Raw genomic sequence first — 24,025 nt, 5'->3', positions numbered from 1 at the left:
ATGTCTGAGACTGCCACGCTGGTGCTGCTGCGCCACGGAGAGAGCGAATGGAACGCCAGTAACCAGTTCACCGGCTGGATGGACGTCAACCTGACCGACAAGGGCCGCACCGAGGCGGTCCGCGCCGGCAAGCTGCTGGTCGAGCACGACCTGCTGCCGGACGTGGTCTACACCTCGCTGCTGCGCCGGGCGATCACCACCGCGAACCTGGCCCTGGACGCCGCCGACCGGCACTGGATCCCGGTCAGGCGCACCTGGCGGCTCAACGAACGCCACTACGGCGCGCTGCAGGGCCTGGACAAGGCCGCCACCAAGGCGCGCTACGGCGATGACCAGTTCATGACGTGGCGGCGCAGCTACGACACCCCGCCGCCGCCGATCGAGGCCGGCAGCCGCTACAGCCAGGACACCGACGCGCGCTACGCCGACATCGGCGGCGGTCCGCTGACCGAGTGCCTGGCCGATGTGGTGGCGCGCTTCCTGCCGTACTACACCGACGTCGTCATCCCGGACCTGCGGTGCGGCAAGACGGTGCTGATCGCGGCGCACGGCAACTCGTTGCGGGCGCTGGTGAAGTACCTCGATCAGATGTCGGATGAGGAGGTGGTCGGACTGAACATCCCCACCGGTATCCCGCTGCGCTACGACCTGGACGCCGACCTGCGTCCGACCCTCACCGGCGGTGCCTACCTGGACCCCGAGGCGGCCGCGGCCGGGGCCGCGGCGGTGGCCGGCCAGGGCGCCAAGTAGCCGCAGCGCCCGCCAGCATGAATTTCAGGTGGAAAACGGGTGAAATCTTCCCCCTGAATTCACACTCGACGCACGTCGGGGTCGAACGCTGGCCAGATAGCGCGGTCGACCTGCGTACGATTTTGCCGTGGCTGCGACTTCGGCGCTGACGCTCGCCGCGGTGTCGGCACTGCCGGCGCTCGTGGTGGGCGCGGCGGCCGGTTTCTGGCTGTCGCCCCTGCTGGCCGCGCGGCGCCGGCGGGTGACCACCGAACGGGCGGGGATCACCGTCGCGCAGATGCTGCAGCGGATCGTCGCGCACGCCTCGTTGGGGATCGCCGTCGTCGACACCCACCGCGACGTCGTCTACCTCAATGAGCGCGCCTCCGAGTTGGGCCTGGTGCACGGCCGGCTGCTCGACGACGGCGCCTGGGAGGCCGCGCAGCGGGCACTCTCCGGTGAGGAGGACGTGGTGTTCGACCTCTCGGCGGCCAAGCGATCGGCCGGGGCCACCCGGCCGGATCTGTCCGCGGTGCGAGGGTACGCCCGGTTGCTGTCCGACGTGGATCGTCGGTTCGCGGTGGTGATCGTCGACGACCAGTCCGAACAGGCGCGGATGGAGGCCAGCCGGCGCGACTTCGTGGCCAACGTCAGCCATGAACTCAAGACCCCGGTCGGGGCGATGGGCCTGCTCGCCGAGGCGCTGCTGGCCTCCGCCGACGACCCCGAGGCGGTCCGCCCGTTCGCCGAGCGGGTGCTGGTGGAGGCGAACCGGCTGGCCAGCATGATCGGCGAGCTGATCGAGTTGTCCCGGCTGCAGGGCGCCGATCCGCTGCCGGATCTGGGCGCCGTCGACGTCGACAGTGTGGTGAACGAGGCGATCTCCCGGCACAAGGTGGCCGCCGACAACGCGGAGATCACCATCACCACCGACGCCCCGAGCGGCTATCGGGTGCTCGGCGACGAGCCCCTTCTGGTCACCGCACTGGCTAACCTGGTGTCGAACGCGATCGCCTACTCGCCACACGGCTCGCAGGTGTCGATCAGCCGGCGCAGCCGGGACGGCTTCGTCGAGATCGCCGTCACCGACCGCGGCATCGGAATCGCGCGGAAGGACCAGCAGCGCGTCTTCGAGCGGTTCTTCCGCAGCGACAAGGCGCGCTCGCGGGCGACCGGTGGCAGCGGGCTCGGGTTGGCCATCGTCAAGCACGTGGCGGCCAACCACAACGGCAGCATCACGCTGTGGAGCCAGCCGGGCACCGGTTCGACGTTCACCCTGGCGATTCCCGCCTACCAAGCCGATTCGGAGCGAAGGGAAGAAGAGCAGCGATGACACCTGCTGTCGACGATGCAGAGCGGAGCGTGCGGAGCGATGAGGAGGAGCAGCAGCGATGACACACGTGTTGATCGTTGAGGACGAGGAGTCGCTGGCGGACCCGCTGGCGTTCCTGCTGCGCAAGGAGGGTTTCGAGGCGACCGTGGTCACCGACGGGCCCGCGGCTCTGGCCGAGTTCGACCGGGTCGGCGCCGACATCGTGTTGCTGGACCTGATGCTTCCGGGGATGTCGGGCACCGACGTCTGCAAGCAGTTGCGGGTCCGCTCCAGCGTGCCGGTGATTATGGTCACTGCCCGCGACAGCGAGATCGACAAGGTCGTCGGCCTGGAACTCGGGGCCGACGACTATGTGACCAAGCCGTATTCGGCCCGCGAACTGATCGCCCGGATCCGGGCGGTGCTGCGCCGTGGCGGCGACGACGAGGGCGGTGTCGGGGAGGGGGTGCTGGAGTCCGGCCCGGTGCGCATGGACGTCGAACGGCACGTGGTCATGGTCAACGGCGAACAGATCACCTTGCCGCTCAAGGAGTTCGACCTGCTCGAATACCTGATGCGTAACACCGGCCGGGTGCTCACCCGCGGCCAGTTGATCGACCGGGTGTGGGGCGCCGATTATGTCGGCGACACCAAGACCCTGGATGTCCACGTCAAGCGACTGCGGTCCAAGATCGAGGCCGACCCGGCCAATCCCGTGCACCTGGTTACCGTGCGGGGTCTCGGATACAAGCTGGAGGGCTGACGCCGCAGCCGTCTGGCTGATCGGTCACCTGACTTGCCCGGTGTGGGCGATGTCGCCGAAAATCACGGGATTGACGTCCTGCTTCTTAATGTAGCCTTAATCAGGTTGCCTACGGGATCTTTGGGCCCAATATCTAAAACCAATCTTCGTTAGCCATACGGGAGACGCGATCGATGAGCGGGCCGGACGAAACGGTGCACACCCTCCGCACGCTGGTGGACCTGCTGGCGCAGCGTGCCCGGGAGCGCGGCGACAAACCGGCGTTCACCTTCTCCCGCGACGGCGACGAGCACGAGACCAGCCAGGTGACTTACCGGGAGCTGGACCTGCGCGCCCGCCAGATCGCCACCGACCTGCAGCGCCAGGGCGCCTCCGGGCAGCGGGTGCTGGTGCTGTGCCCGCCCGGCCTGGACTTCATCGCCAGCTTCTTCGGGTGCCTCTACGCCGGCGCCATCGCGATCCCGGTGCACCCGCCGATGCGCGAGCATCTGATCGGCCGCGTCGAGTCGATCATCGGCGACGTCCAGCCCGGCTTCGCGCTCACCACCGCCGAGATCGAGCCCAGGATCAAGCCCGCCATCGACGGGCTGCCCGGCGGGCAGGCGCTGCAGTGGTCGATCACCGACAGCTACCCGCCCGGCAGCGAGGCGGCCTGGGTGGCGCCGCAGATCGACGGCGACAGCGTCGCGATGCTGCAGTACACCTCCGGGTCGACCAGCGCGCCCAAGGGCGTCGTGCTGACCCACGGCAACCTGGTGCACAACCTGTTGACCATTGCCGAGGCCTGGAACCCGCCCCACCACTCCGAGATCACCGGGGTGTTCTGGCTGCCGCCGTACCACGACATGGGCCTGATCGGCGGCCTGCTGGAAACCCTGTACGTCGGCGGCACCTCGGTCCTGATGCCGCCGACCGCGTTCATCAAGCGCCCGATGCGGTGGTTGGAGGCGATCTCGCGGCATCGCGCCACGATCACCGCCGCGCCGAACTTCGCCTTCGACATGTGCGTCGAGCTGTCCAGCCCGCAGGAGCGCGCGGCCCTGGACCTGTCCAACTGGACGGTGGCGCTGTGCGGTGCCGAACCGGTGCGCACCGCCACCCTGGAGGGGTTCGCCGAGGCATTCGCGCCGGCCGGCTTCCGGGCCGAGTCGTTCTACCCGGTGTACGGGCTGGCGGAGGGCACCCTGCTGGTCTCCGGCGGATCGGACTCGCCGCTGCCGTTGGTGCAGAACGTCGACCGGGTCGCCCTCGGCGACAACCGGGTCGTCGCCGTTTCCGCCGACGATCCCAACGTCGCGACCCTGGTCGGCTGCGGCAAGCCACGCGGCGGCCAGCGGGTGATCATCGTCGACCCCGACACCCGCCGGGAATGCGCCGCCGACCGGGTCGGTGAGATCTGGGTGGCCGGCGGAAGTGTGGCCCACGGCTACTGGGGAGCCCCGGAGCTGTCCGCCGAGACGTTCGCCGCGACCCTGTCCGACAGCGGTGAGGGGCCGTTCCTGCGCACCGGCGACCTGGGATTCATCCATTCCGGGGAGCTGTTCGTCACCGGCCGGCGCAAAGACCTGATCATCATCCGGGGCACCAACCACTATCCCAACGACATCGAGCTGACCGTCCAGAACACCAACCCGGGGTTGCTGCGCGGCCGCGGCGCGGTGTTCTCGATCGCTCCCGAACCGGGCGCGGCCGAGCAACTCGTCGTGGTGCAGGAGGTCGACCCGAGCCGGTTGAGCGGGGCGGCGGCCGATGAGGCCATGCAGGTCATCCGCACCGCGATCACCGAGAACCATTCGGTTCGCACCCACTCCGTCGTCCTGGTGCAGCCGCTGCAGCTGCCGACGACCTCCAGCGGCAAGATCCAGCGCAGCGCCTGCAAGCAGCGCTACCTCGACGGCGAGCTGCCGGTGGTGGCGGTCTGGCCCCCGGCCGCGCCCGAGCCGACCGAGCCGCCGGCGCAGGCCGAACCCGAACCCGCCCCCACGGTGGCGGCCGGGTCGGGGAAACGCGGTGCGGCGGAGATCAGCGCCTGGCTCGTCGACCGGTTGTCCGGTGAACTCGAACTGCCCGCCGCCGAGATCGACCCGGCCAAGCCGTTCGCCTTCTACGGGCTGGACTCCATCCACGCGGTGCGGCTCTCGACCGCCCTGGAGCAGTGGCTGGGCTGCGAGCTGGCCCCGACCATCGCCTACGAATACCCGTCGATCGACATCCTGTCGCAGCACCTGGCCCGCTCGAAAACGCTAGCCGCGGAGACTCCGGCCGCGGGGCCCGCCGGCGAGCGCCCGGAACGGCCCGCCGCCGACGAGCCGATCGCCATCGTCGGCATCGGCTGCCGGTTCCCGGGCGCTGACGGGCCCGAGGCCTTCTGGCGGCTGCTGTCCGGCGGGGTGGACGCCACCAGCGAGGTCCCGGCCGACCGGTGGGATGTCGACGCGTTCTACAACCCCGACCCCTCTGTTCCGGGTACCGCCGTCACCCGCCGCGGTGGCTTCCTGGGCCAGGTCGACCAATTCGACTTCCAGTTCTTCGGCATTTCGCCGCGCGAGTCGGCGCAGATGGATCCGCAGCAGCGGCTGCTGCTCGAAGTGGCCTGGGAGGCCCTCGAGGACGCCGGTCAGGTGCCCGACGCCCTGGCCGGCAGCCGCACCGGGGTGTTCGTCGGGATCTCCACCAACGACTACGGCTTCCTGCGGCTGGGGCAGCCCCAGCTCGTCGACGCCTACACCGGCACCGGCAACGCGCTGAGCATCGCCGCCAACCGGCTGTCCTACACCTTCGACTTCCACGGCCCGAGCCTGTCGGTCGACACCGCGTGCTCGTCGTCGCTGGTGGCCGTCGACCTGGCATGCCGCAGCCTGCGCGACGGCGAGTGCAGCATGGCGCTGGCCGCCGGGGTGAACGTGATCCTGTCGCCGGCCCTGGCGATCAACTTTTCCAAGGCCCGGGTGATGGCCCCCGACGGCCGGTGCAAGACCTTCGATGCCGACGCCGACGGCTATGTGCGCGGTGAGGGCGCCGGCGTGGTGGTGCTCAAGCCGTTGAGCCGGGCACTGGAGGACAACGACCCGATCTACGCGGTGATCCGGGGCAGCGCCACCAACTCCGACGGCCGCACCAACGGCCTGATCGCCCCCAGCGGGCGGGCCCAGGAGGGCGTGCTCACCGAGGCGTTCCGCCGGGCGGGCCTGCCGGCCGGTGCGGTCCAGTACGTCGAGGCGCACGGCACCGGAACCTCGATCGGTGACGCCATTGAGGCCAACGCGCTGGGCACCGTGCTGGCCGAGGGCCGCCCGCAGGGCAGCCGCTGCCTGGTGGGCTCGGTCAAGACCAATATCGGGCACCTGGAGGCGGCGGCCGGTGTTGCCGGCCTGATCAAGGTGGCGCTGGCGTTGCAGCACCGGCAGATCCCGGCCAGCCTGAACTACACCGAGCCCAACCCGCACATCGGATTCGACCGTCTGCCGTTGGAGGTGGTGCAGACGCTGACCCCGTGGCCGGCGGGCAGCCGGGCGATCGCCGGGGTCAGCTCGTTCGGGTTCGGCGGCACCAACGCCCACGTCGTGCTCACCGAGGCCCCGCAGGTCCGCGGCGGCCACCCCGACGACACCGCGGCGCCGCGCGCCGAGTTGCTGGCACTCTCGGCCCGCTCGCCGGAGGCGCTGACCGCGCTGGTCGGCGAGTACGAGATGGCGTTGTTCTCCAGCGGGCTCGGGGGCGGCAGGGCCCTGACCGACCTCTGCTACACCGCCGGAGCGCGCCGCGGCCACCACGATTACCGGCTTGCGGTGGTCGGCGACTCCCCGGCCGCGTTGTTCGAGTCGCTGTCGGCTTACCGGCAGGGCGAGTCACGGCCCGGCCTGTCGGTCGGCCATTGTTCAGCCGGGCGCGCCGTCGGATCCCGCGGTGTGACGTTCATCTTCTCCGGCCAGGGCTCGCAGTGGCACGGCATGGCACAGCGGTTGCAGGCCGACGAGCCGGTCTTCGCCGACGCCCTGGCCGCCTGCGACAACGCGCTGCACCCGCACCTGGGCCACTCGATCCTCAAGGAACTGGCCAAGCCGCAGGAGCGGTCCAAGCTCACCGACATCGGCATCCTGCAGCCCACCATCTTCGCCATTCAGGTGGCGCTGGCGGCGCTGTGGCGATCCTGGGGCGTCGAGCCGGCCGCGGTGGTCGGACACAGTCTCGGCGAGGTCGCCGCCGCCCACGTGGCGGGGGCGCTGAGTCTGGAGGACGCTGCGCGGGTGATCTGCGCCCGGGCCCGCATGCTGCGGGGAGTGCGCGGCCGCGGCGCGATGATGGTCACCGAGACCACCCTGGCCGAAGCCCAGGAGCTCATCGCCGGTCACGAGCGTGAGGTCGCCGTCGCCGCCAGCAACAGCCACCGGTCGACGGTGCTCGCCGGTGAACGCAAGGTGCTGGAAGAGTTGATGGCCAAGCTGACCCGGCGGGACCGGTTCTGCCGGTGGATCGAGGTCGACGTCGCTTCGCACAGCCCGCAGATGGAGGCCCTCGGTGCGGGCCTGCGCGGCAGCCTGGTCAAGCTGAAGCCGACCGCGCCGACGGTGCCGATGTACTCGACCGTCACCGGGGAGCTGGTCGGCGAGAAGCTGCTCGACGCCGACTACTGGGTGGCGAACCTGTGTTCGCCGGTGCGGTTCTCGCCGGCGCTGCGGCGGCTGCTGGAGACCGGACACGACACCTTCGTCGAACTCAGCCCGCACCCGATCCTGCTGACGGCGGCCCGCGAGGATGTTGAGGATCTCAGGCGCAGCTGCACCTTATTGCCGTCGATGCGGCGCGACGATGACGGCCGCTCGACCATGCTCGGCTCCCTGGGCGCCCTCTACACCCTGGGACAGCCGGTGGCCTGGGAGCAGATCTACCCCGAGGGCAGTCGCTGCGTCCCCGCCCCCACCTACCCCTGGCAGCGGGTGCACTCCTGGCTGGACGCCGGCTCCATCGCGGCGCCGCGCCACAACGGTGCCGTGGTGCCCGGCGGCGGCTGGCGCGGGCCCATCCGCTCGGCCACCCAGCCGGGCACGGTGCTGACCGAGATCGACGTGACCACGGGGGCGCTCTCCGCCGAGCAGCTCGGTGAGCTGGCCGGCCAGGCGGTCGAGGTGGCGTTCGGCCCGGGCAACCGGTCGGTCGGCGCGCTGAACCTCAACGGCGGTCCGGTCGCGGCGCACACCGTGCAGTTCGCCCTGGCCGATGACGCTTTCGAGTGCTACGGCAGCACCGCCGGTGCGGAGTGGTCGTTGCTGGCCACGGGGAGCATCGTGGCCGGCCGGTCCGGCGTGCCGGCCATCACCACCGCTCCCGCCGACCCGGCCGACCGCAGCTACCGGGTGCGCTGGCAGCCCGCCTCCCTCCCCATCGACGGCGGCGGCCGGTCCGAGGGCCGGCCCGCCGAACCCGGCAGCTGGCTGATCCTGTCCGACGGCTCGGTGGCCGACACGCTGCGCGACCACCTCGAGGCGCAGGCCCAGTCCTGTGTGCTGGTGGAACCGGTCGTCGGGCTCGCCGAGATCGAACGGGTCAGCGCCGACAGCTACCGGCTCGACCCGGGCCGGCCCGAACACTTCGGTGAGCTGTTGCGCGCGGCGTTCGGCGGTGACCGGCCGCCGTGCCGTGGCGTGGTGCACCTGTGGAACCTGCTGGACGCCTCGCCGGCGAACACCGGCATCGAATCGCTGGAGACGGCGACGACGGTCGGCACGCTGAGCGTGGTGCATCTGATCCAGGCGCTGACGCTGGCCGGCTGGCCGGAATCACCGCGGTTGTGGCTGGTGACCCGCGGGGCGCAGCCGGCCGGCGACAACGGATCCGCCGGACTGTCGGTCGGGCAGGCCCCGGTCTGGGGGCTGGGCCGCAGCATCGACCACGAGCACCCGGAGTTTCGCGCCACCGGCGTCGACCTGTCCGCCGACGGCGGTCCCGAAGAACTGCGGGGCCTGTTCGGCGAGATCTGGTCGGACGACCGTGAGACCGACGTGGCGCTGCGCGGGCACCGGCGCTACGTAGCCCGGCTGGAGCCCTACCGGGAGACCTCCGGGCAGCCGGGCGCGTTCACGCTCGGAGACCAGGCCACCTACCTGGTCACCGGCGGCCTCGGTGCGGTCGGCGGCGAGGTGGCCGGCTGGCTGCTCGAGCGCGGTGCGCGCCATCTGGTCCTGATGGGCCGCGGCGCCCCGTCGGCGACGGCGGAGGCGACGCTGGCGGCGCTGCGTGCGGCCGGTGCCCAGGTGACGGTCGCGCGGGGCGACGTCACCAAGGCCGACGACGTCGCCGCGGTGCTCGCCACCATCGCCGCGACGATGCCGCCGCTGCGCGGCGTGGTGCACGCCGCCGGCACGGTGGACGACGCGATCCTGGCCCGCCTGGACGCGGCCAAGCTGCGGGAGGTGATGGCGCCCAAGGTGCAGGGCGCCTGGAACCTGCACACGCTGACCGCCGGTGCGGAGCTGGACTTCTTCGTGCTGTTCTCCTCGGCGGCGTCGGTGCTGGGTTCGCCCGGGGCCGCCAACTACGGGGCCGCGAACGCCTTCCTGGATGCGCTGGCCTGGCACCGGCGGGCGTCCGGCCAACCGGCGCTCAGCGTCAACTTCGGCCCGTGGGCCGGGCTGGGCATGTTCACCAACTCCGAGCTGCACCGCCACTTCTCGCATTACGGCGTCGAAGGCATGCCGGCACAGGACTACTTCGCGGCGCTGACCGCTCTGCTGGCCGGCTCCGGGGAGCTGGCACCGCAGGTCATGGTGCTCGACATCGACTGGGCGCTTTGGCGTCCCAGCGCGCAGTCGCCGTTGCTGCGGGATCTGCAGGTCCCCGGTGGGCCGCAGGACGCGGCGATAGGAAGCGGTCTGTTCGAGACGGTGCAGGCCGCCGATCCGCAGGAGCGCCGGCGGCTGCTGGAGACCTACCTGCGTGATCTGGTCGCCGGCAAGCTGGGTCTGGCCCCGGCCGGCCTGGACATCGCGGCGCCGTTGAACAGTCTCGGAGTCGATTCGCTGATCACCCTGGAACTTCGCATCCAGGTGGAGCGTGAACTCGGTATCGTCGTTCCCGTTGCCCGGCTGCTGGATGGGCCGAGCGTGGCCAGCCTGTCGGCCTGGCTCGGTGAGCAATTGGACTCCCGGGCCGGTGCGGCGGGGCCGGCAGCGCCCGAGCCGGCCGTCTCGCCGGAAACGACGGCGCAGGAGACGGAACTGCTGTCGCAGGTGTCCGACCTCTCCGACGACGCGGTGGACGCGCTGCTGCAGAAGATGCTTGCCGACGGCGAGCATGCCAAGGATGGGGGGTAGCCGATGACGGACCGACCCGAGCCGCCCCTCGACATCTCCGGCCTGTCGCCGGAGAAGAAGCGCGAACTGCTGACGCAGCTGCTGATGGCCAAAGCGCAGAACGCGGCGTCCGAACACGAGCTGTCCTACGGGCAGCGGTCAATGTGGTTCGTGCACCGGCTCGCTCCCGACAGCGCCGCCTACACCGTCGCCTACGCGGGACGCATCGGCGGCCGACTCGACGTGGGTGCCCTCGAGCGGGCCGCCCAGGCCTTGGTGGACCGGCACCCGATGCTGCGGACCACCTACACCGAACGGGACGGCCAGCCGGTCGGGCTGGTCCACCCGCACTGGCCCGTGCGGATCGCCACCCATCGCATCGGTGCGGACGCGGCCGAACTCGAGCAGTGGATCCAGACCGAGACCGACCGGCCGTTCGACCTGCGCACCGGCCCGGTGCTGCGGCTGACGCTGCTGCAGCGGCCGGACGACCACGTGCTGCTGCTGACGGTGCACCACATCGCGGTGGACTTCTGGTCCATCGACATCATCCTCAACGAGCTGCGTGCGCTGTACGCCGCCGAGCACGGCGCCACCGCCCCCACGCCGCCGGCGGGGCCGCCCGCCGACCGGTATGTCGACTACGCCGCGCGGCAGACCCGGATGCTGGCCGGGCCCGACGGCGAACGGCTGTGGGAGCACTGGCGCGAGACGCTGCGCGGTGAGCTGCCGACGCTGGCGCTGCCCACCGATCGGCCGCGACCGGCCGTGCAGACCTACGACGGTGCGCTGCACCGGTTCAGCGTCGACGCGCAGGTGACCGCCGGGCTGAAGCAAGTGGGGCGGGCGGTCGGCGCGACGCCCTACATGACCCTGTTGGCCGCCTACGCGGTGCTGCTGCACCGCTACAGCGGTCAGGACGACCTGATCATCGGTTCACCGTTCGCCTGCCGCGACCGGGCCGGCCTGATGGGCATGGTCGGCTACGTCACCAACCCGCTGCCACTGCGCGTCGACGTGCGCGAGGACCCGAGCTTCGCTGCGCTGCTGGGCCAGGTCAAAGACACCGTGCTGGGCGCCATCGCGCATCAGGATTACCCGCTGCCGCTGCTCGTCGAGCGACTGCGACCGGCCCGCGACGCCGGGCGCACCCCGCTGTTCCAGGTGTCCTTCGCCTGGCAGCAGGTTCGGCTGTTCGACGACGGTGCCTCCGGCGCGGGGGTGCTGCCCCTGGAGACCCTGCACATCGGCCAGGGCGGCTCACCGTTCGACATCACCATGCAGGTCGGTGAGCAGGACGACGCGCTGCAACTCGCGCTGCAGTACAACACCGACCTGTTCGACGCCGCCACCATCGAGTCGATGGCGCAGCACTTCGGCTTGCTGCTGGCCGGGTTGGTACAGCCCGGGGCCGCCGACGCTCCGGTGTCGCGCTTGCCGCTGCTCACCGACGCCGAGCGGGCAAAGCTGCAGTCCTGGAACCAGACCCGGGTCGATTACCCGGATGCTCCGGCCGGTCTGCACGAGATGGTCGCCGCCGCCGCGGCGCGCACACCCGACGCCGTCGCGGTGAGCTACGACGGCCGGGAGCTGAGCTACCGTGAACTCGACCGGCGGGCCAACGGGCTGGCGCACCGGCTGAATCAGCTCGGAGTCGGTGCCGGAGCCGGTCCCGCCGTGGTGCCGGTGCTGCTGGAGCGCTCCGAGGATCTGGTGATCGCCCTGCTCGGCGTGCTCAAGGCCGGCGGCGTCTTCCTGCCGCTGGACCCCGCCCAGCCCACCGGGCGGATGGAGGCGATGCTGGCCGACGTGCCGGATGCACCGGTCTGCGTCACCCACCGACAGCATCTTCCCCAGGTGCCAACGGGTTTCACCGGCGCCCGGCTCTGCCTGGACCAGTCGTCGGCGGCACCGGAGGAGCAGGAGTCGGCTCCCGAGGTGGCCTCCGCCGAGCTGGCGTATCTGATGTACACCTCCGGTTCCACCGGCGCTCCCAAGGGGGCGCTGAACAGCCACGCCGGCATCCGCAACCGGCTGCTGTGGATGCAGGACGCCTACCGGTTGACCGCCGAGGACCGGGTGCTGCACAAGACCCCGATCAACTTCGACCCGTTCGTCTGGGAGATCTTCTGGCCGTTGATCGTTGGCGCCCGGGTGGTGATCGCCAAACCAGAGGGCCACAAGGACGCCGGCTACCTGGCCCGGACCGTCGTCGAAGAACGCGTCACCACGATGCATTTCGTGCCGTCGATGCTTCGCCGTTTTCTGGCCGAACCCGCGGCGGTGTCGTGCTCCGGGCTGCGCCGGGTGTTCTGCAGCGGTGAGGCACTCACCGCCGACCTGCGCGATGCGTTCTTCGCGATGCTTCCCGCCGAGCTGTACAACCTGTACGGTCCGACCGAGGCCGCCATCGACGTCACTCATTTTCATTGTGTGCGTGGGGATTCGCGTCCCATCATCCCGATCGGACGACCGATCGCCAACATCGCGATCCATCTGCTCGACGCCGCGGGCAACCCGGTTCCGATCGGGGTGCCCGGCGAGCTGTGCATCGGCGGCGTCGGCGTCGCCCGCGGCTACCTGAACCGGCCGGAGGCCACCGCGGCGGCGTTCGGCGAAGACCCGTTCAGTTCCGTTCCAGGTGCCCTGCTCTACCGCACCGGCGACCTGGCCCGGTATCTGCCCGACGGCAACATCGAGTACCTGGGCCGCCGCGACGACCAGGTGAAGATCAACGGTTTCCGCATCGAGCTCGGAGAGGTCGAAGCCGCGCTGGCCAAGCATCCGGGTATCGCCGAATGCGCCGTGGTGGCACGCAAAGACGCCTCCGGCAACACCCAGCTGATCGCACATATCGTGCCGGTCGCCGCCGCGCCGGGCACCGCGGAGCTGCGCCGCTTCCTGCTGGACCTGGTGCCGGCGGCGATGGTGCCCGCGCTGTTCCGCACCACCGACCTGCTGCCGCTGTCGCCCAGCGGCAAGGTGGATCGCCGGGCGCTGCTGGCCGCCGACGACGATCTCGATGCGGCGCCGAGAGAGTTCGTCGCACCGCGCAACCGCACCGAGGAGGCGCTGGCGAAGATCTGGCGTGAGGTGCTCGACGTGCAGCGCGTCGGCGTCACCGACGACTTCTTCGCCCTCGGTGGGGCCTCCACCCAGGCGCTGGAGGTCGCGGTGCGGGTCGGCGAGCTCGGCATGGAGCTGCGCCCGGAGTCGATGTTCGTCTACGGCACCATCGCCGAACTGGCGGAGGAGTTCGGCCCGATCGGCGAGGACACCGCCGGCGCGGCCGCGGCCGCACCGGTCGTTGCCGAGACGCCTGTCGCTCCGAAACCCGCTGCGGTACCGGTGATCAAGCCGGCGCAGACCGGTCCGGCGCGCAACGTGGTGATTGAAAGCCTCGGCGTGTACCTGCCGCCCCGGGCGGTCTCCACCGAGCAGGTGCTGGCCGACTGTGTCAACGAGGTGAAGATCCCGCTGGAGCGCCTCACCGGCATCAAGAACCGGCGGATGGCCGGCGTCGACGAGTTCTCGATCGACCTGGGCCGCAAGGCGATCAGCGACTGCCTGTCCCGGTCGAGCTACGCCCCCGAAGAGATAGACCTGGTCATCGCCTGCAACATCTCCCGGTGCGACGGCCCGGAGCACATGTTCACCTTCGAGCCCAGCACCGCCTCCCAGTTGCGTGATCAGCTGGGCCTGGCCAACGCGGTGTGCTTCGACATCAACAACGCCTGCGCGGGCATGTTCACCGGCGTCAGCGTGGCTCAGGACTTCCTCAAGACCCACCTGGTGCGCAACGCGCTGGTGGTCAGCGGTGAGTACATCAGCCACATCACCGGAACCGCGCAGCAGGAGATCGACGGGCCGATGGACCCGCGGCTGGCCTGCTTGACCGTCGGCGACGCCGGCGCGGCGGTGGTGCTCGAACTGGGGGCGAGCGACCGGGTCGGCTTCCACGACCTGGACCTGGCCACCTACAGCGAGTTCGCCAAGCTGTGCATCGCCAAGGCCACCGAGGGCCCGCACGGCGGCGCCATCATGGTCACCGACTCGGTCACCCAGACCGCGATCGCGGTGAAGCACTCGGTGCCCTACGTCGCGGCGGTGATGCAGCGGCACGGCTGGCGGCCCGAGACGGCCGATCACCTGCTGATGCACCAGACCTCCGAGGCGTCGATCAACGACGCCATCCTGACCATCAACCGGGTCTTCGGGGCGGGCGCGGCCAGCCGGGCCACCACCATCTGCAACCTGGCCGAGCGCGGCAACACTGCCACCACAACGCATTTCGTTGCGTTGTATGACTACATCAACGCGGGCCGGATCAACTCCGGCGATAACGTGGTGTTGTCCATCACCGGATCGGGACAGACCATCGGCACCGGGCTGTACACCTTCGACGACCTGCCCGACCGAATGCGACGTGCCGCCAACGGCCAGGCCGGCCACTCCGCCCGCGGGCGGTCCACCACCGGCCGCCGGGAACTGCCCGCGACCCCGCGGGTGCGTATCGAGGGCATCGGCCTCGCCCCGGCCGGCCAGGGCCCGCCGAGCTCCATTGCGTTCGCGGTCGACGCCGCCAGGGCCTGCCTGGACGACAGCGGTGTGGACTCCGCGCAGGTCGGCCTGATGATCCACGCCGGCATCTACCGCGACGACTTCCTGTCCGAACCGGCGGTCGCCACCCTGGTGGCCGGTGAAGTCGGGGTCAACGCCGAGCCGGAGTCCGCGGATGCCCCCAAGACCTTCGCGTTCGACATCCTCAACGGCGCGGTCGGTTTCCTCAACGGCTGCCACATCGCCGCCGGCATGATCGGCGCCGGCCGGACCGGTCACGCCATGGTGCTGGCTTCGGAGGTGGAGAACAACACCGTCGAGAGCGGCTACCCGCGCAGGGGAGTTCAGGAGACCGGGTCGGCGATCATGCTGAGCCCGAGCAACGGCCCGGAAGGCTTCGGCCGGTTCGTCTTCGAACACCACCCGGAGTACCGCGGGGCGCTGGCCACCCACACCCAGGAGCGCGACGGTCGGACCTGGCTGCGGGTGGACCGCGACCCGAACCTGTCGGCGATCTACCTGAGCTGCCTGCCGTCGGCGGTCAAGCAGCTGCTGACCCTGGAGACGCTGGATCCCGAGGACATCGCGCTGGTGTTGCCGCCGTATCTGCCCGGCGCGGCCCTCGACGACCTGGCCGCGCGTATCGGTGTGGACCGGTCGCGGTTCGTCGACCTGGAGGCCCAGGGCTGGACGAGTGACCCGTTCACCTCGACCCTGCCCTATCAGATCGCCGACGCTCGGCGGCGCGGGCTGGTCAAGCCGGGCGATGTCGCGCTGATCCTGGCCGTCGGCTCCGGCGTCGAGGTCGGCTGCGCCACCTACCGGTTCTGACCTCGTGCGGGCATTCGTCACCGGGGGAACCGGATTCGTCGGCTCGAACCTGGTGGCCGCCTTGCTCGACCGCGGCATCGAGGTTCGGGTGTTGCGACGCTCGACCTCGCCGATGGCCGCGCTCGACGGCCTGGACTGTGAAACCCGGGTCGGTGACGTACTCGACGGTGTCGACGCGCTGACCGAGGCGATGGCGGACTGCGATTGGGTATTCCACACCGCGGCGATCTCGGACTACTGGCGCTACCGGACCCAGACCCGGCTCTACCGCACCAATGTCGACGGCACCCGCGACATGGCTACCGCGGCCCGGCGGGCCGGGGTGAAGCGCTTCGTCTACACCAGTTCGCTGGCCGCCCTGGGTGTTCCCACGCGGGGCCATCTGCTGGTGGAGACCGACGAGTTCAACATCCGCCCGCGGAGATTCCCCTACGGGCACAGCAAGCATCTCGCCGAGACCGAACTGCACAAGGAAGTGGCGGCGGGCCTGCCCGCGGTGATCGTCAACCCCTCGGTGGTGATCGGGCCCCGCGACGTCAACCGCATCGCCAGCGCGATGCTGGTCGAAGCGAAGCGCGGTCGGCTGTGGTTCGCCGCTCCGGGTGGTACCAACTTCGTCTCGGTCGACGACGTGGTGGCCGGCCACATCGCGGCAGCGGAACGGGGACGGGTCGGCGAACGCTACATCCTGGGCGGTGAAAACCTGCCGTTCCGTGCGGTGTTCGCGGCCGCCAATGAACTCTTTGGCCGGGGTGCCCCCTCGATTGTGCTGCCGCGCTGGATAATTCCGGTAGCTGCGGCCGGCGTGAGCGTCGCTCGTGCCGTCGCGGGCCCGCGGTTGCCGATCGACGCCCGCCAGATGCGCCTGTCGCTGGCCGAGATCTACGCCGATCCCGCCAAGTCCCACAACGAGTTGGGCGTGCCGTTCACCCCGTTCCGCACCGCGCTGCGCAGCGGCTACGAGTGGTACCGCAGCAACGGCTACCTGGACGGGTAATCTGACGAGCTTTCAGCGATAGCGGTTGTCAGCCGGCTTGTTTCCAGTCGTCTTCGGCTGACGTCGGGAGAGGGTCGTCGTCGCCGTCTGGGAGAGGCCGTCGGTGGTGGTCGATGACGGCTTCGATGAAGTGGAAGGGGTTGGTGCGTGGTTGGCCGTGGTCGAGTTTGGGTGGTGGGATCCATTCGACCCGGCCGGTGTCGTCGAGTCTGGTCAACCAGCCCTGTTCGCTGGCCATCCGGTTGTCCGGCGCGCACGCCAACGCGAGTTCGTCGATATCGGTCTGCCCGTTTGTGGCCCAGTCGTTTTCGAGGTGATGGGCCTGGGACAGATAACCCGAGACCGTACATCCTGGGCGGGTGCAGCCGCGGTCGCGTGCGTGCAGCACGATGCGCTGATCTCCTGAGGCGAGGCGTTTGCTGCGGCCCAACCACAAGGCTCGGCCTTTCCCGTCGAAGATGCTCAGGTAGTGGTAGGCGTGGGAAGCCATGCGCAGCAGATCACTCATGGGCAGCAGGCCGCCACCGGCGGTGTGTGCCTTGCCGGTGACCGGGGATTCGGTCGGCGGCGTATGACCGGTGGCGGCCTGCAGCTCGGCCAGGGTGGTCGAGACGATCACGGTCACCGGCAGGCCGTTGAGTTGGCCCAGATCCCCACAGGCCAGGGTGGCGCGTAAGGCGGCGAGCAGAGCATCGTGTTGGCGTTGATCGCGGGTGCGGTGATCGTGCTGGATCTGGTCCTGGCTGGGGGTGCCGGCCACACAGGGTTGGTCGTCGGCGGAGTTGCACATCCCCGGGGCGGCCAGTTTGGCCAGTACCGGCTCGAGGGTCGCCCGCAATTCCGGGCTGATCTTGCCGGACAGGGTGCTCAATCCATCGGCTCGTTGCGGCCCCAGCCGCAGCCCGCGGTGGGCGTGGCGTTGGCGGTCGTCGGGCTCGTCGCCATCTTGATCCAGAACGGCGATCAGATGCGCCGCCAACCGCCCGAAGGTCTCCGGGGCGAACAGCGTCGCCAGCTCTGCCAGATCACGTTCGGCGCGCTCTCGATCTGCAGCAGCCACCCGGGTCGGGATCTTGTCCATCGCCTTGCGGGCGATCGCCATCTGCTCGGGGCCGACCCGCCCGGCTGCCTGCGCGGCAGCCAGAGCGGGCAGCACCGGTTCGAGGGGTTGACCGATCATGGCGGTGCGCGGTCCCAGGTCAGCGGCCTCGGCGATCCGCCGGCGGGCTTCTGCCGCGCTGATCCGCAACCGCTCACCGAGGGCCTTGGCCAGCGAGCACCCCGCCAACACCGCGCCATGGCCCTCGGCCACGAAGCGGGCCACGATCTGATGATCGATCGCCGGCGCCTGCCACGCCAACGCCTCCCGGCGGGCCAGCACCTCCACCAGTTCCTCGGGGCTCAACGCATCGAACGAACACTGCGCCAACTGCGCATTAATCGCTTCCTGCGCATCCAGACACCCCAGAATGGTGTCCCGATCGGCGAGCGCATCCCTACCCATATATCGAACACTAGTTCGATACACCGACAGAAAATCCCCGGGTCCGACCCGCCCAGATTAAGGAGCCGGTGAGAATTCGGGTCCGCCTCAGTCCGAGTTCAACATCGGCGTGCGGTCGCTCGAAGGTCCCTCCGATAGTGTCGATCCACAGGCCGTCACCGGAAGGAAGACACCATGGTTGTCACCGTTGTCGAAGCGGGACCCCGGCAGGTCAGCCGGTCGGTGGAGGTTGCGGCTCCGGCGGCCGAACTGTTCGCGATGGCGGCCGACCCGCGCCGCCATCGGGAACTGGACGGGTCGGGTACGGTCCGGGATACCGTCAAGGCACCGGCCGAAATCACTGTCGGGTCAAAGTTTTCGACGAACATGAAGATGTTCGGGTTGCCCTACCGCATCACCAGCACCGTGACCGCGTTCAAGCCGGACGAGTTGGTCGAGTGGCGCCACCCGGAAGGCCATCGCTGGCGATGGGAGTTCGAGCCGATCGCACCGAGCCTGACCAGAGTCACCGAGACATTCGACTACCGCAACGGTGGTGCGCTCAAATTGAAGTTCTACGAGCTGACCCGGTCCGCCAAGACCAATGCCGCGGGTATCGAGGCGACACTGAGGAGGCTGTGCGAGCGCTACCCGGTGACGTAGCGCGCGATTTTCAGCCAACCTGCGACAGCAGCGCCTCGGTGGGCGGCCGGCGCTGGACCCACGGCCGCACCGACTCGATCTGTGCCGCAAGCGAAATCAGGGTCGCCTCGTCGTTGGCCCGTGCCACCAGGTGCACCGCCTCGGGTACGCCGTCGGCGGCGATCCCGGTCGGGACCGACATCGCCGGCTGGCCGCTGTAGCACTGCGGGAAGGTGAACGGGATGAACTTCAGCATTCGCAGCATGGCGCGGGTCGGGCCGAAACCCTCGAAGTAGCCCACCCGCACCGGCGGGATCGCCAGCACCGGGGTCATCAGCACGTCGAAGTCGGCGATCGGACGCTGCGAGCGGGCGGTGATCCGGGGCTCGGCGGCCACCGCCTGCCGGGCCAGCCAGTCCGGGACCAGGCGGCTGGTTCGTGCCTCGGCCTGCATACGTCGTTCCAGCAGTTCGGTCTCCGGCAGCCGGGCGATCTCGTCGGCGAACCCGTTCATGAACAGCGCGAGCACCGCGGCGATACCCACCACCGGATAGACCGGGTCACGCTCGACGACCTCGTGGCCCAGCGAACGCAACAAGTCCGCGGTCTCGCACACCGGGCGACGCACCTCGTCGCTGACCGGCACCGGAACCACCGGCTTGAACGACACCGCGACCCGCAGCCGCCGCGTCGGCGCCAGCAGCGCGTCCATCAGCGGCGGCGCCGGTGGCGGCGAGGGGATCTCGTCGTCGGGTTCGGGGCCGGTCATCGCGTCGTGCAGCAGCGCGGCGTCGACGACGCTGCGGGCCAGCGGCCCGATGTGGTTCAGTCCGTGGAACCGGTAGGCCCGTTCGGGCGACTCCTTGGTGCTGATCCGTCCGCGTTGGCCCTTCAGGCCGACCAGCCCGCAGCAGGCGGCCGGGATGCGGACCGAGCCGCCGCTGTCGCTGCCAGTGGCGCCGGGCACCATCCCGGAGGCCACGGCGGCGGCCGAGCCGCCGCTGGATCCACCCGGGGTCCGGTAGAGATCCCACGGGTTGCGGGTCACCCCCCAGGTGGCCGATTCGCAGACCGGGTAGGCGCCGAACTCCGAGAGGTGAGTCTTGCCGATGATCACCGCGCCGGCGGCGCGCAGCCGGCGCACCGCGGCGCTGTCGGTGCTGGCCGGGCCGACGTCGATTCCGGTGCCGCACATCGACGAAACACCCGCCACATCGGTGTCGTCCTTGACCGCGATCGGCACGCCGGCCAGCGGCAGCACCTCTCCGGCGGCAAGCCGCCGCTCGACCTGCGCGGCCTCGGCCATCGCCGTGTCGCCGAGCACGGTGCGAAATGCGTTCAGCACCGGGTCAAGTCGGGCGATCCGATCCAGGTACAGCGTCACCAGTTCGCGCGGGGACACCTCGCGCTCCCGCACCAACTGCGCTAACCGCGCGACGCCGGCAAAGGCCAACCCATCATCGTGCGCGCCCGGCATGCTTGCGTCCTTTCCCCGCGGACCACAATACCCAGTCTGCGCTGCGTAAACGTGTGTCGATGGTGGCGACACACTGTGAACTGCGAACGTCAGCCCGCGGGCTTGATGTTGTGGTTGAGGGTGAACCGGTTGTCCGGGTCCAGACGTGCCTTGAGATCGGCGAGGCGCTGATAGCCGGCGTCGCCGAATGTCGCCCGGATGCGGTCCTGCCCTTCATCTCCGACGAAATTCAGGTAGGCGCCGGCCGGGCCGAGCGGCCGCAGGATCTCGAAGGCCTGACCGGCCCACGCCGTGCAACGCGCGGTGTCGGCCGGGTCGGTCCAGGTCGTCATCAGATGGATGATGTACGGGTGCTCCCGGGTGGCCACGGCCGTGGCCTCCGGCGGCACCCGGCTGGCGTACCCGCCGAGCCGAATCAGGTGCAGCCGGGTCTGTGCCGAGGGCCGGGATCGGCCGAGCAGGGCGATGCGGCGGATCGCCTCGTCGGTGAGTTCGGTGACGAACAGTGACTTCCAGTAGTTCAGCCAGCCGAACGGCGCCGTCTGGTCGATGGCCTGCTGCCAGGTCGGGTACTCCAGCTTGTGCTGCAGGGCCAGCACGGGTTTGGTCGCTGCGCCGCGGACGTTGAGCAGCGCATGGGTGTCGTCGACCCCGGTGGAGTCGGTTCGCGTCGAGCAGCCCAGGATGTTGACCAGCGACTGACCGGACTTGAGGTCGCTGGAGAAGTCCAGGATGGACGCCAGGTGATCCGGGGCGTTGTCCATCTGGGCCCGGAAGTGCTTGCACGCCGCCTCGGCGTCGGTGTCGGCGTAGGACTGCACGCCGGCCACCACCCCGTCGACCGGATGCAACCGCAGCACGAATTGCGAGACGATGCCGAAGTTGCCGCCCCCGCCGCGCAGCCCCCACAGCACGTCGGCGTTCTCGGTCTCGCTGACCGTCAGCACCTCGCCGGATGCCAGTACCAGCTCCGCGCCGATGAGGTTGTCGCAGGTCATACCGTAGGCGCGGGAGAGCCACCCGATGCCGCCACCGAGCGAGAAGCCGCCGACACCCGTCGTCGACACCACCCCGCCGGGGCAGGCCAGGCCGTACCTGCTGGTGGCCGGGTCGACATCGCCCCAGGTGGCGCCGGCGTCGACGTAGGCGATCCGCGCCTGCGCGTCGACGCGTACCCCGCGCATCTGCGTCAGGTCGATGACGACGCCGCCGTCGGTGGTCGAGTGACCGGCGACGCTGTGTCCGCCGCCGCGCACCGCGATCTCGGCACCGGCGTCCACGGCATAGCGCACCGCGGCGACGATGTCCTCGCGCGTGCGGCACTGCAGCACCGCCCGCGGCCGTTTGTCGATCATGCCGTTGAAGACCTGACGCACCGCCTCGTAGCGGGCATCGTCGGGGTAGATGGCGTCACCGGTGAAACCCGGCACGGTGGAGGCGGTCGCGGTCATTGCATCCTTCACTCGTCGCGAAGCTCGGTCGCCGGGGTGGAGCGGGTGGACTTCCACGCGGGAATGATGGCCGCGAAGACCGCGGCGACGGTGGCCAGCACCGCATACATCAGCGCGTCGGACCAGGGGAACACCAGCGGGGTGATCAAGCCGACGTTGACGACGGCCGCTCGCCGAACCGCTTCGGAGATGGCGATCGACAGCACCGCGCCGAACAGCCCACCGGCGGCACCGGCGACGACGGCCTCCACCGTGGTGATGCTGAAGACCCGGAACCGGGTGGCGCCCAGCGCCTGGATCAGCGCCACCTCGCGCTTACGGCGGATGCCGACCAGCAACAGCGTCGACAGCACCGACACGAACGCGATGGCGAGCAGGCCGTACTTGAGGGTGTTCAGCGGCGTGAGGTACCGGCCGATCGAGGTCGCGATCTCCGAGGCGTAGCCGGCGGTGTCCACTGCGCTCACCGGCTGGTCGAACTTGACGGACCCGATGTTGTCGATGACCTGCTCGGTGGTGAACCCCGACGCCGGGGTGGCGAAGATCAGGCCGGCGGGCTGCGGACCGTAGATCTGCTCGGCGATCGAGTACGGCATGTAGATCCGGCGGCCGCCGTATTCGGGCGTGGCGACAATCGTGCCGATACTCATGGCCTGCGCATCGAGTCCACTTCCAAATACCAGAGTGTCACCGATGTGGAGATTTTTCTCTCGGGCAAGCACGCTGCCGATGACGAGTTGATTGGCTTTCTGGCTCGCCTCCGGCGATTGCCCGGCGAGTAATCCGAACGGGAATGTCGGTCGGTCCTGCGCCTGAATATGCGCCAGCGACCCGTCTTTGAGGCTGATCTCGATTTCAGCCATGCGCTCGATTTTTTCCACGCCGGCCACCGAGTTGAGTTTGTTGACCGTCTGCGGGGCGAATCGGGCGTCAATGGGCCCGTAATCGGCGAAGCGTGTCGTGGTGATGGCAATGCGCCCGTCGGACTGCGATTCGGCGACCCGGGTCGCGCCGATGTGAATCGCCACCAGGAAGCCGGAAAGCAGGATCGCGACCACCACGGGCACCGCGATGGCGCCCGAGATCGCCGCGGTGCGCGAGCGGTCCGAGCGCAGCGCGTTGAGGGCGATGGTCAGCGTCGCCCCGCGTGACTTGCTCGGCGTCGTCCGCAGGCTGGTGATGGCCTGGGCACTGAGGTACGCGGTGGCCAGCAGCAGCCCGATGATCGCGACCACGGCGCCGGCGTCGGCGATGGCGGCCTGCCAGGACACCAGCGCGCCGGACACCGTGGCCAATCGGGCCGCGATCACCCCGGACAACCCGATCGCCAGCAGCAGCAGCGCCTTGAACCAGATCTTGCGCTGGGTGGTCTGTTCCTGGGCCGCCCGTCCGGACAGCTCGGCCGCGATCGGGGTGTTGGACGCCGAGAGGGCGGGGCCGACGGCGGCCAGAACCGCCAACACGATGCCGGCCAGGACACCGACCACCAGGATCACCGGTCTGAGCACCACCGGGACGGTGACGCCGACGAAGCGTTCGGTCAGCTCGCTCGCGCTGGCCACGATCGGTTCGGAGATGATGATGCCGGTCAGCACGCCCATCGCCGATCCCGCCGCGCCCAGCAGGGCGGCCTCGCTGAGGAACCCGGTCATGATCGAGGCCGGTGATGCCCCCAGCGCGGAGGCGATCGCGATCTCGCGACGGCGTTCCTCGACCGAGAGGCGGGTGATCTGGGTGATCAGGATGACCCCGACCCCGATCGAGATCAGCGCGAAGATGCCCAGCAGGGGCAACAGCACGTCGTTGACGTTGTAGCCGCGCGCCGGTTCACTGCGGGGCTGCACGCTGTAGGTCGGGCCGAGCGTGGTCTTCAGCCGCTGCTGAACCTCGGTGGCGTCGGCGTTCTTGGCCAGGGTCACGTACACCATGTCCACCCGATCGCCGCGGGCGAACTGCACTTTGGCCATGCTCAGCGGGAGCACCACCACCAGGCCGTTGTTGACGTTGTCGAGGTCGGCTACCCGCTGGAACTTGTCCATCGACAGCTGCCCGACGTCGGTGACCAGGGTCGCCGAGGGGTCCAGGGAGTCGCCCAGGGAACTCGAGATCGCCGGCGGGGGTTCCTGCTGCCCGGTCTGGCAGACCTTGGGGTCGACGATCCACTGCGCCGAGCAGTCCACCCCGAGGCCCAGCCCGAAGCTCTCCTTGCCACTGTCGCCACCGTCGCGGATCATCGTCACGCCGCGGATGACCGGCACCACGGCCGCCACTCCGGGCACCGAGCGGGCGTCGTCGACCACCGCCGGGCTGATCCCGCCCCGGGTTGCCGCACCGACCACGCGCAACGGAGCCGGTCCGGCGATCTGGTAGCCGACATCGTCGACGGCCTTGGAGACGCTGGTGACCTCGATCATGACGGCCACGACGACCGCGACGCCGCCGCCGAGCGAGAAAGCTGCCAGTGCGGCCCGGAAGGCGTGTTTACGAACGG

11 protein-coding genes are annotated in these 24,025 nt (G+C 69.9%); 7 read left to right on the top strand and 4 right to left on the bottom strand.

Annotation, left to right across the window (positions count from 1 at the left end):
• From G6N23_RS17795 to G6N23_RS17770, 6 genes are all read left to right on the top strand, one after another.
• Window positions 1-750, top strand: a complete 750-nt coding sequence (locus G6N23_RS17795) for a phosphoglyceromutase (RefSeq protein ID WP_085260919.1) — start codon at window positions 1-3, stop codon at window positions 748-750.
• A 127-nt stretch (window positions 751-877) separates the two neighbouring features.
• Window positions 878-2,062, top strand: coding sequence for a sensor histidine kinase (locus G6N23_RS17790; protein WP_085260842.1), 1,185 nt, complete (start codon window positions 878-880; stop codon window positions 2,060-2,062).
• Between the two features lie 58 nt (window positions 2,063-2,120).
• On the top strand, window positions 2,121-2,804 hold the full coding sequence (gene regX, locus G6N23_RS17785) for a two-component sensory transduction protein RegX (protein WP_085260843.1): 684 nt from the start codon (window positions 2,121-2,123) through the stop codon (window positions 2,802-2,804).
• A gap of 173 nt (window positions 2,805-2,977) precedes the next feature.
• The gene (locus G6N23_RS17780) at window positions 2,978-10,114 is read left to right on the top strand and encodes a type I polyketide synthase (protein ID WP_085260844.1); all 7,137 of its coding nucleotides are present in this window, start codon (window positions 2,978-2,980) and stop codon (window positions 10,112-10,114) included.
• Between the two features lie 3 nt (window positions 10,115-10,117).
• Window positions 10,118-15,484, top strand: a complete 5,367-nt coding sequence (locus tag G6N23_RS17775) for a non-ribosomal peptide synthetase (RefSeq protein ID WP_085260845.1) — start codon at window positions 10,118-10,120, stop codon at window positions 15,482-15,484.
• Between the two features lie 4 nt (window positions 15,485-15,488).
• Window positions 15,489-16,481, top strand: a complete 993-nt coding sequence (locus G6N23_RS17770) for an NAD-dependent epimerase/dehydratase family protein (RefSeq protein WP_085260846.1) — start codon at window positions 15,489-15,491, stop codon at window positions 16,479-16,481.
• A gap of 28 nt (window positions 16,482-16,509) precedes the next feature.
• Here G6N23_RS17770 and G6N23_RS17765 read toward each other — a convergent pair whose 3' ends face one another.
• Complete coding sequence (locus tag G6N23_RS17765; protein ID WP_085260847.1) at window positions 16,510-17,985, bottom strand: HNH endonuclease signature motif containing protein; 1,476 nt, start codon at window positions 17,983-17,985, stop codon at window positions 16,510-16,512.
• A gap of 174 nt (window positions 17,986-18,159) precedes the next feature.
• Here G6N23_RS17765 and G6N23_RS17760 point away from each other — a divergent pair, with 174 nt between their 5' ends.
• Window positions 18,160-18,627 carry an SRPBCC family protein gene (locus tag G6N23_RS17760; RefSeq protein ID WP_085260848.1) on the top strand — a complete coding sequence of 156 codons (468 nt, stop codon included), beginning with the start codon at window positions 18,160-18,162 and terminating at the stop codon, window positions 18,625-18,627.
• Window positions 18,628-18,637: 10 nt separating this feature from the next.
• On the opposite strand, the gene G6N23_RS17755 is transcribed toward G6N23_RS17760, so the two are convergent.
• The 3 genes from G6N23_RS17755 to G6N23_RS17745 all read right to left on the bottom strand — a co-directional run bounded on the left by G6N23_RS17755 (window position 18,638) and on the right by G6N23_RS17745 (window position 23,948).
• Window positions 18,638-20,083, bottom strand: coding sequence for an amidase family protein (locus G6N23_RS17755; protein WP_085260849.1), 1,446 nt, complete (start codon window positions 20,081-20,083; stop codon window positions 18,638-18,640).
• Between the two features lie 89 nt (window positions 20,084-20,172).
• Window positions 20,173-21,534, bottom strand: coding sequence for an FAD-binding oxidoreductase (locus G6N23_RS17750; RefSeq protein ID WP_085260850.1), 1,362 nt, complete (start codon window positions 21,532-21,534; stop codon window positions 20,173-20,175).
• Window positions 21,535-21,542: 8 nt separating this feature from the next.
• The gene (locus G6N23_RS17745) at window positions 21,543-23,948 is read right to left on the bottom strand and encodes an FtsX-like permease family protein (RefSeq protein WP_234808595.1); all 2,406 of its coding nucleotides are present in this window, start codon (window positions 23,946-23,948) and stop codon (window positions 21,543-21,545) included.
• Between the last annotated feature and the right edge of the window lie 77 nt (window positions 23,949-24,025).

The organism is Mycolicibacter terrae (genome assembly GCF_010727125.1).
Classification (GTDB): domain Bacteria; phylum Actinomycetota; class Actinomycetes; order Mycobacteriales; family Mycobacteriaceae; genus Mycobacterium; species Mycobacterium terrae.
This window is presented reverse-complemented; position numbering and strand designations above follow the sequence as displayed.

What these genes read in the sequence shown, in the direction of transcription:
- G6N23_RS17795 (WP_085260919.1), top strand. Translation starts at nt 1, where the DNA reads ATGTCTGAGACTGCCACGCTGGTGCTGCTGCGCCACGGAGAGAGCGAA.
- regX (WP_085260843.1), top strand. Translation starts at nt 2,121, where the DNA reads ATGACACACGTGTTGATCGTTGAGGACGAGGAGTCGCTGGCGGACCCG.
- G6N23_RS17780 (WP_085260844.1), top strand. Translation starts at nt 2,978, where the DNA reads ATGAGCGGGCCGGACGAAACGGTGCACACCCTCCGCACGCTGGTGGAC.
- G6N23_RS17775 (WP_085260845.1), top strand. Translation starts at nt 10,118, where the DNA reads ATGACGGACCGACCCGAGCCGCCCCTCGACATCTCCGGCCTGTCGCCG.
- G6N23_RS17765 (WP_085260847.1), bottom strand. Translation starts at nt 17,985, where the DNA reads ATGGGTAGGGATGCGCTCGCCGATCGGGACACCATTCTGGGGTGTCTG.
- G6N23_RS17760 (WP_085260848.1), top strand. Translation starts at nt 18,160, where the DNA reads ATGGTTGTCACCGTTGTCGAAGCGGGACCCCGGCAGGTCAGCCGGTCG.
- G6N23_RS17755 (WP_085260849.1), bottom strand. Translation starts at nt 20,083, where the DNA reads ATGCCGGGCGCGCACGATGATGGGTTGGCCTTTGCCGGCGTCGCGCGG.
- G6N23_RS17750 (WP_085260850.1), bottom strand. Translation starts at nt 21,534, where the DNA reads ATGACCGCGACCGCCTCCACCGTGCCGGGTTTCACCGGTGACGCCATC.
- G6N23_RS17745 (WP_234808595.1), bottom strand. Translation starts at nt 23,948, where the DNA reads ATGATCGAGGTCACCAGCGTCTCCAAGGCCGTCGACGATGTCGGCTAC.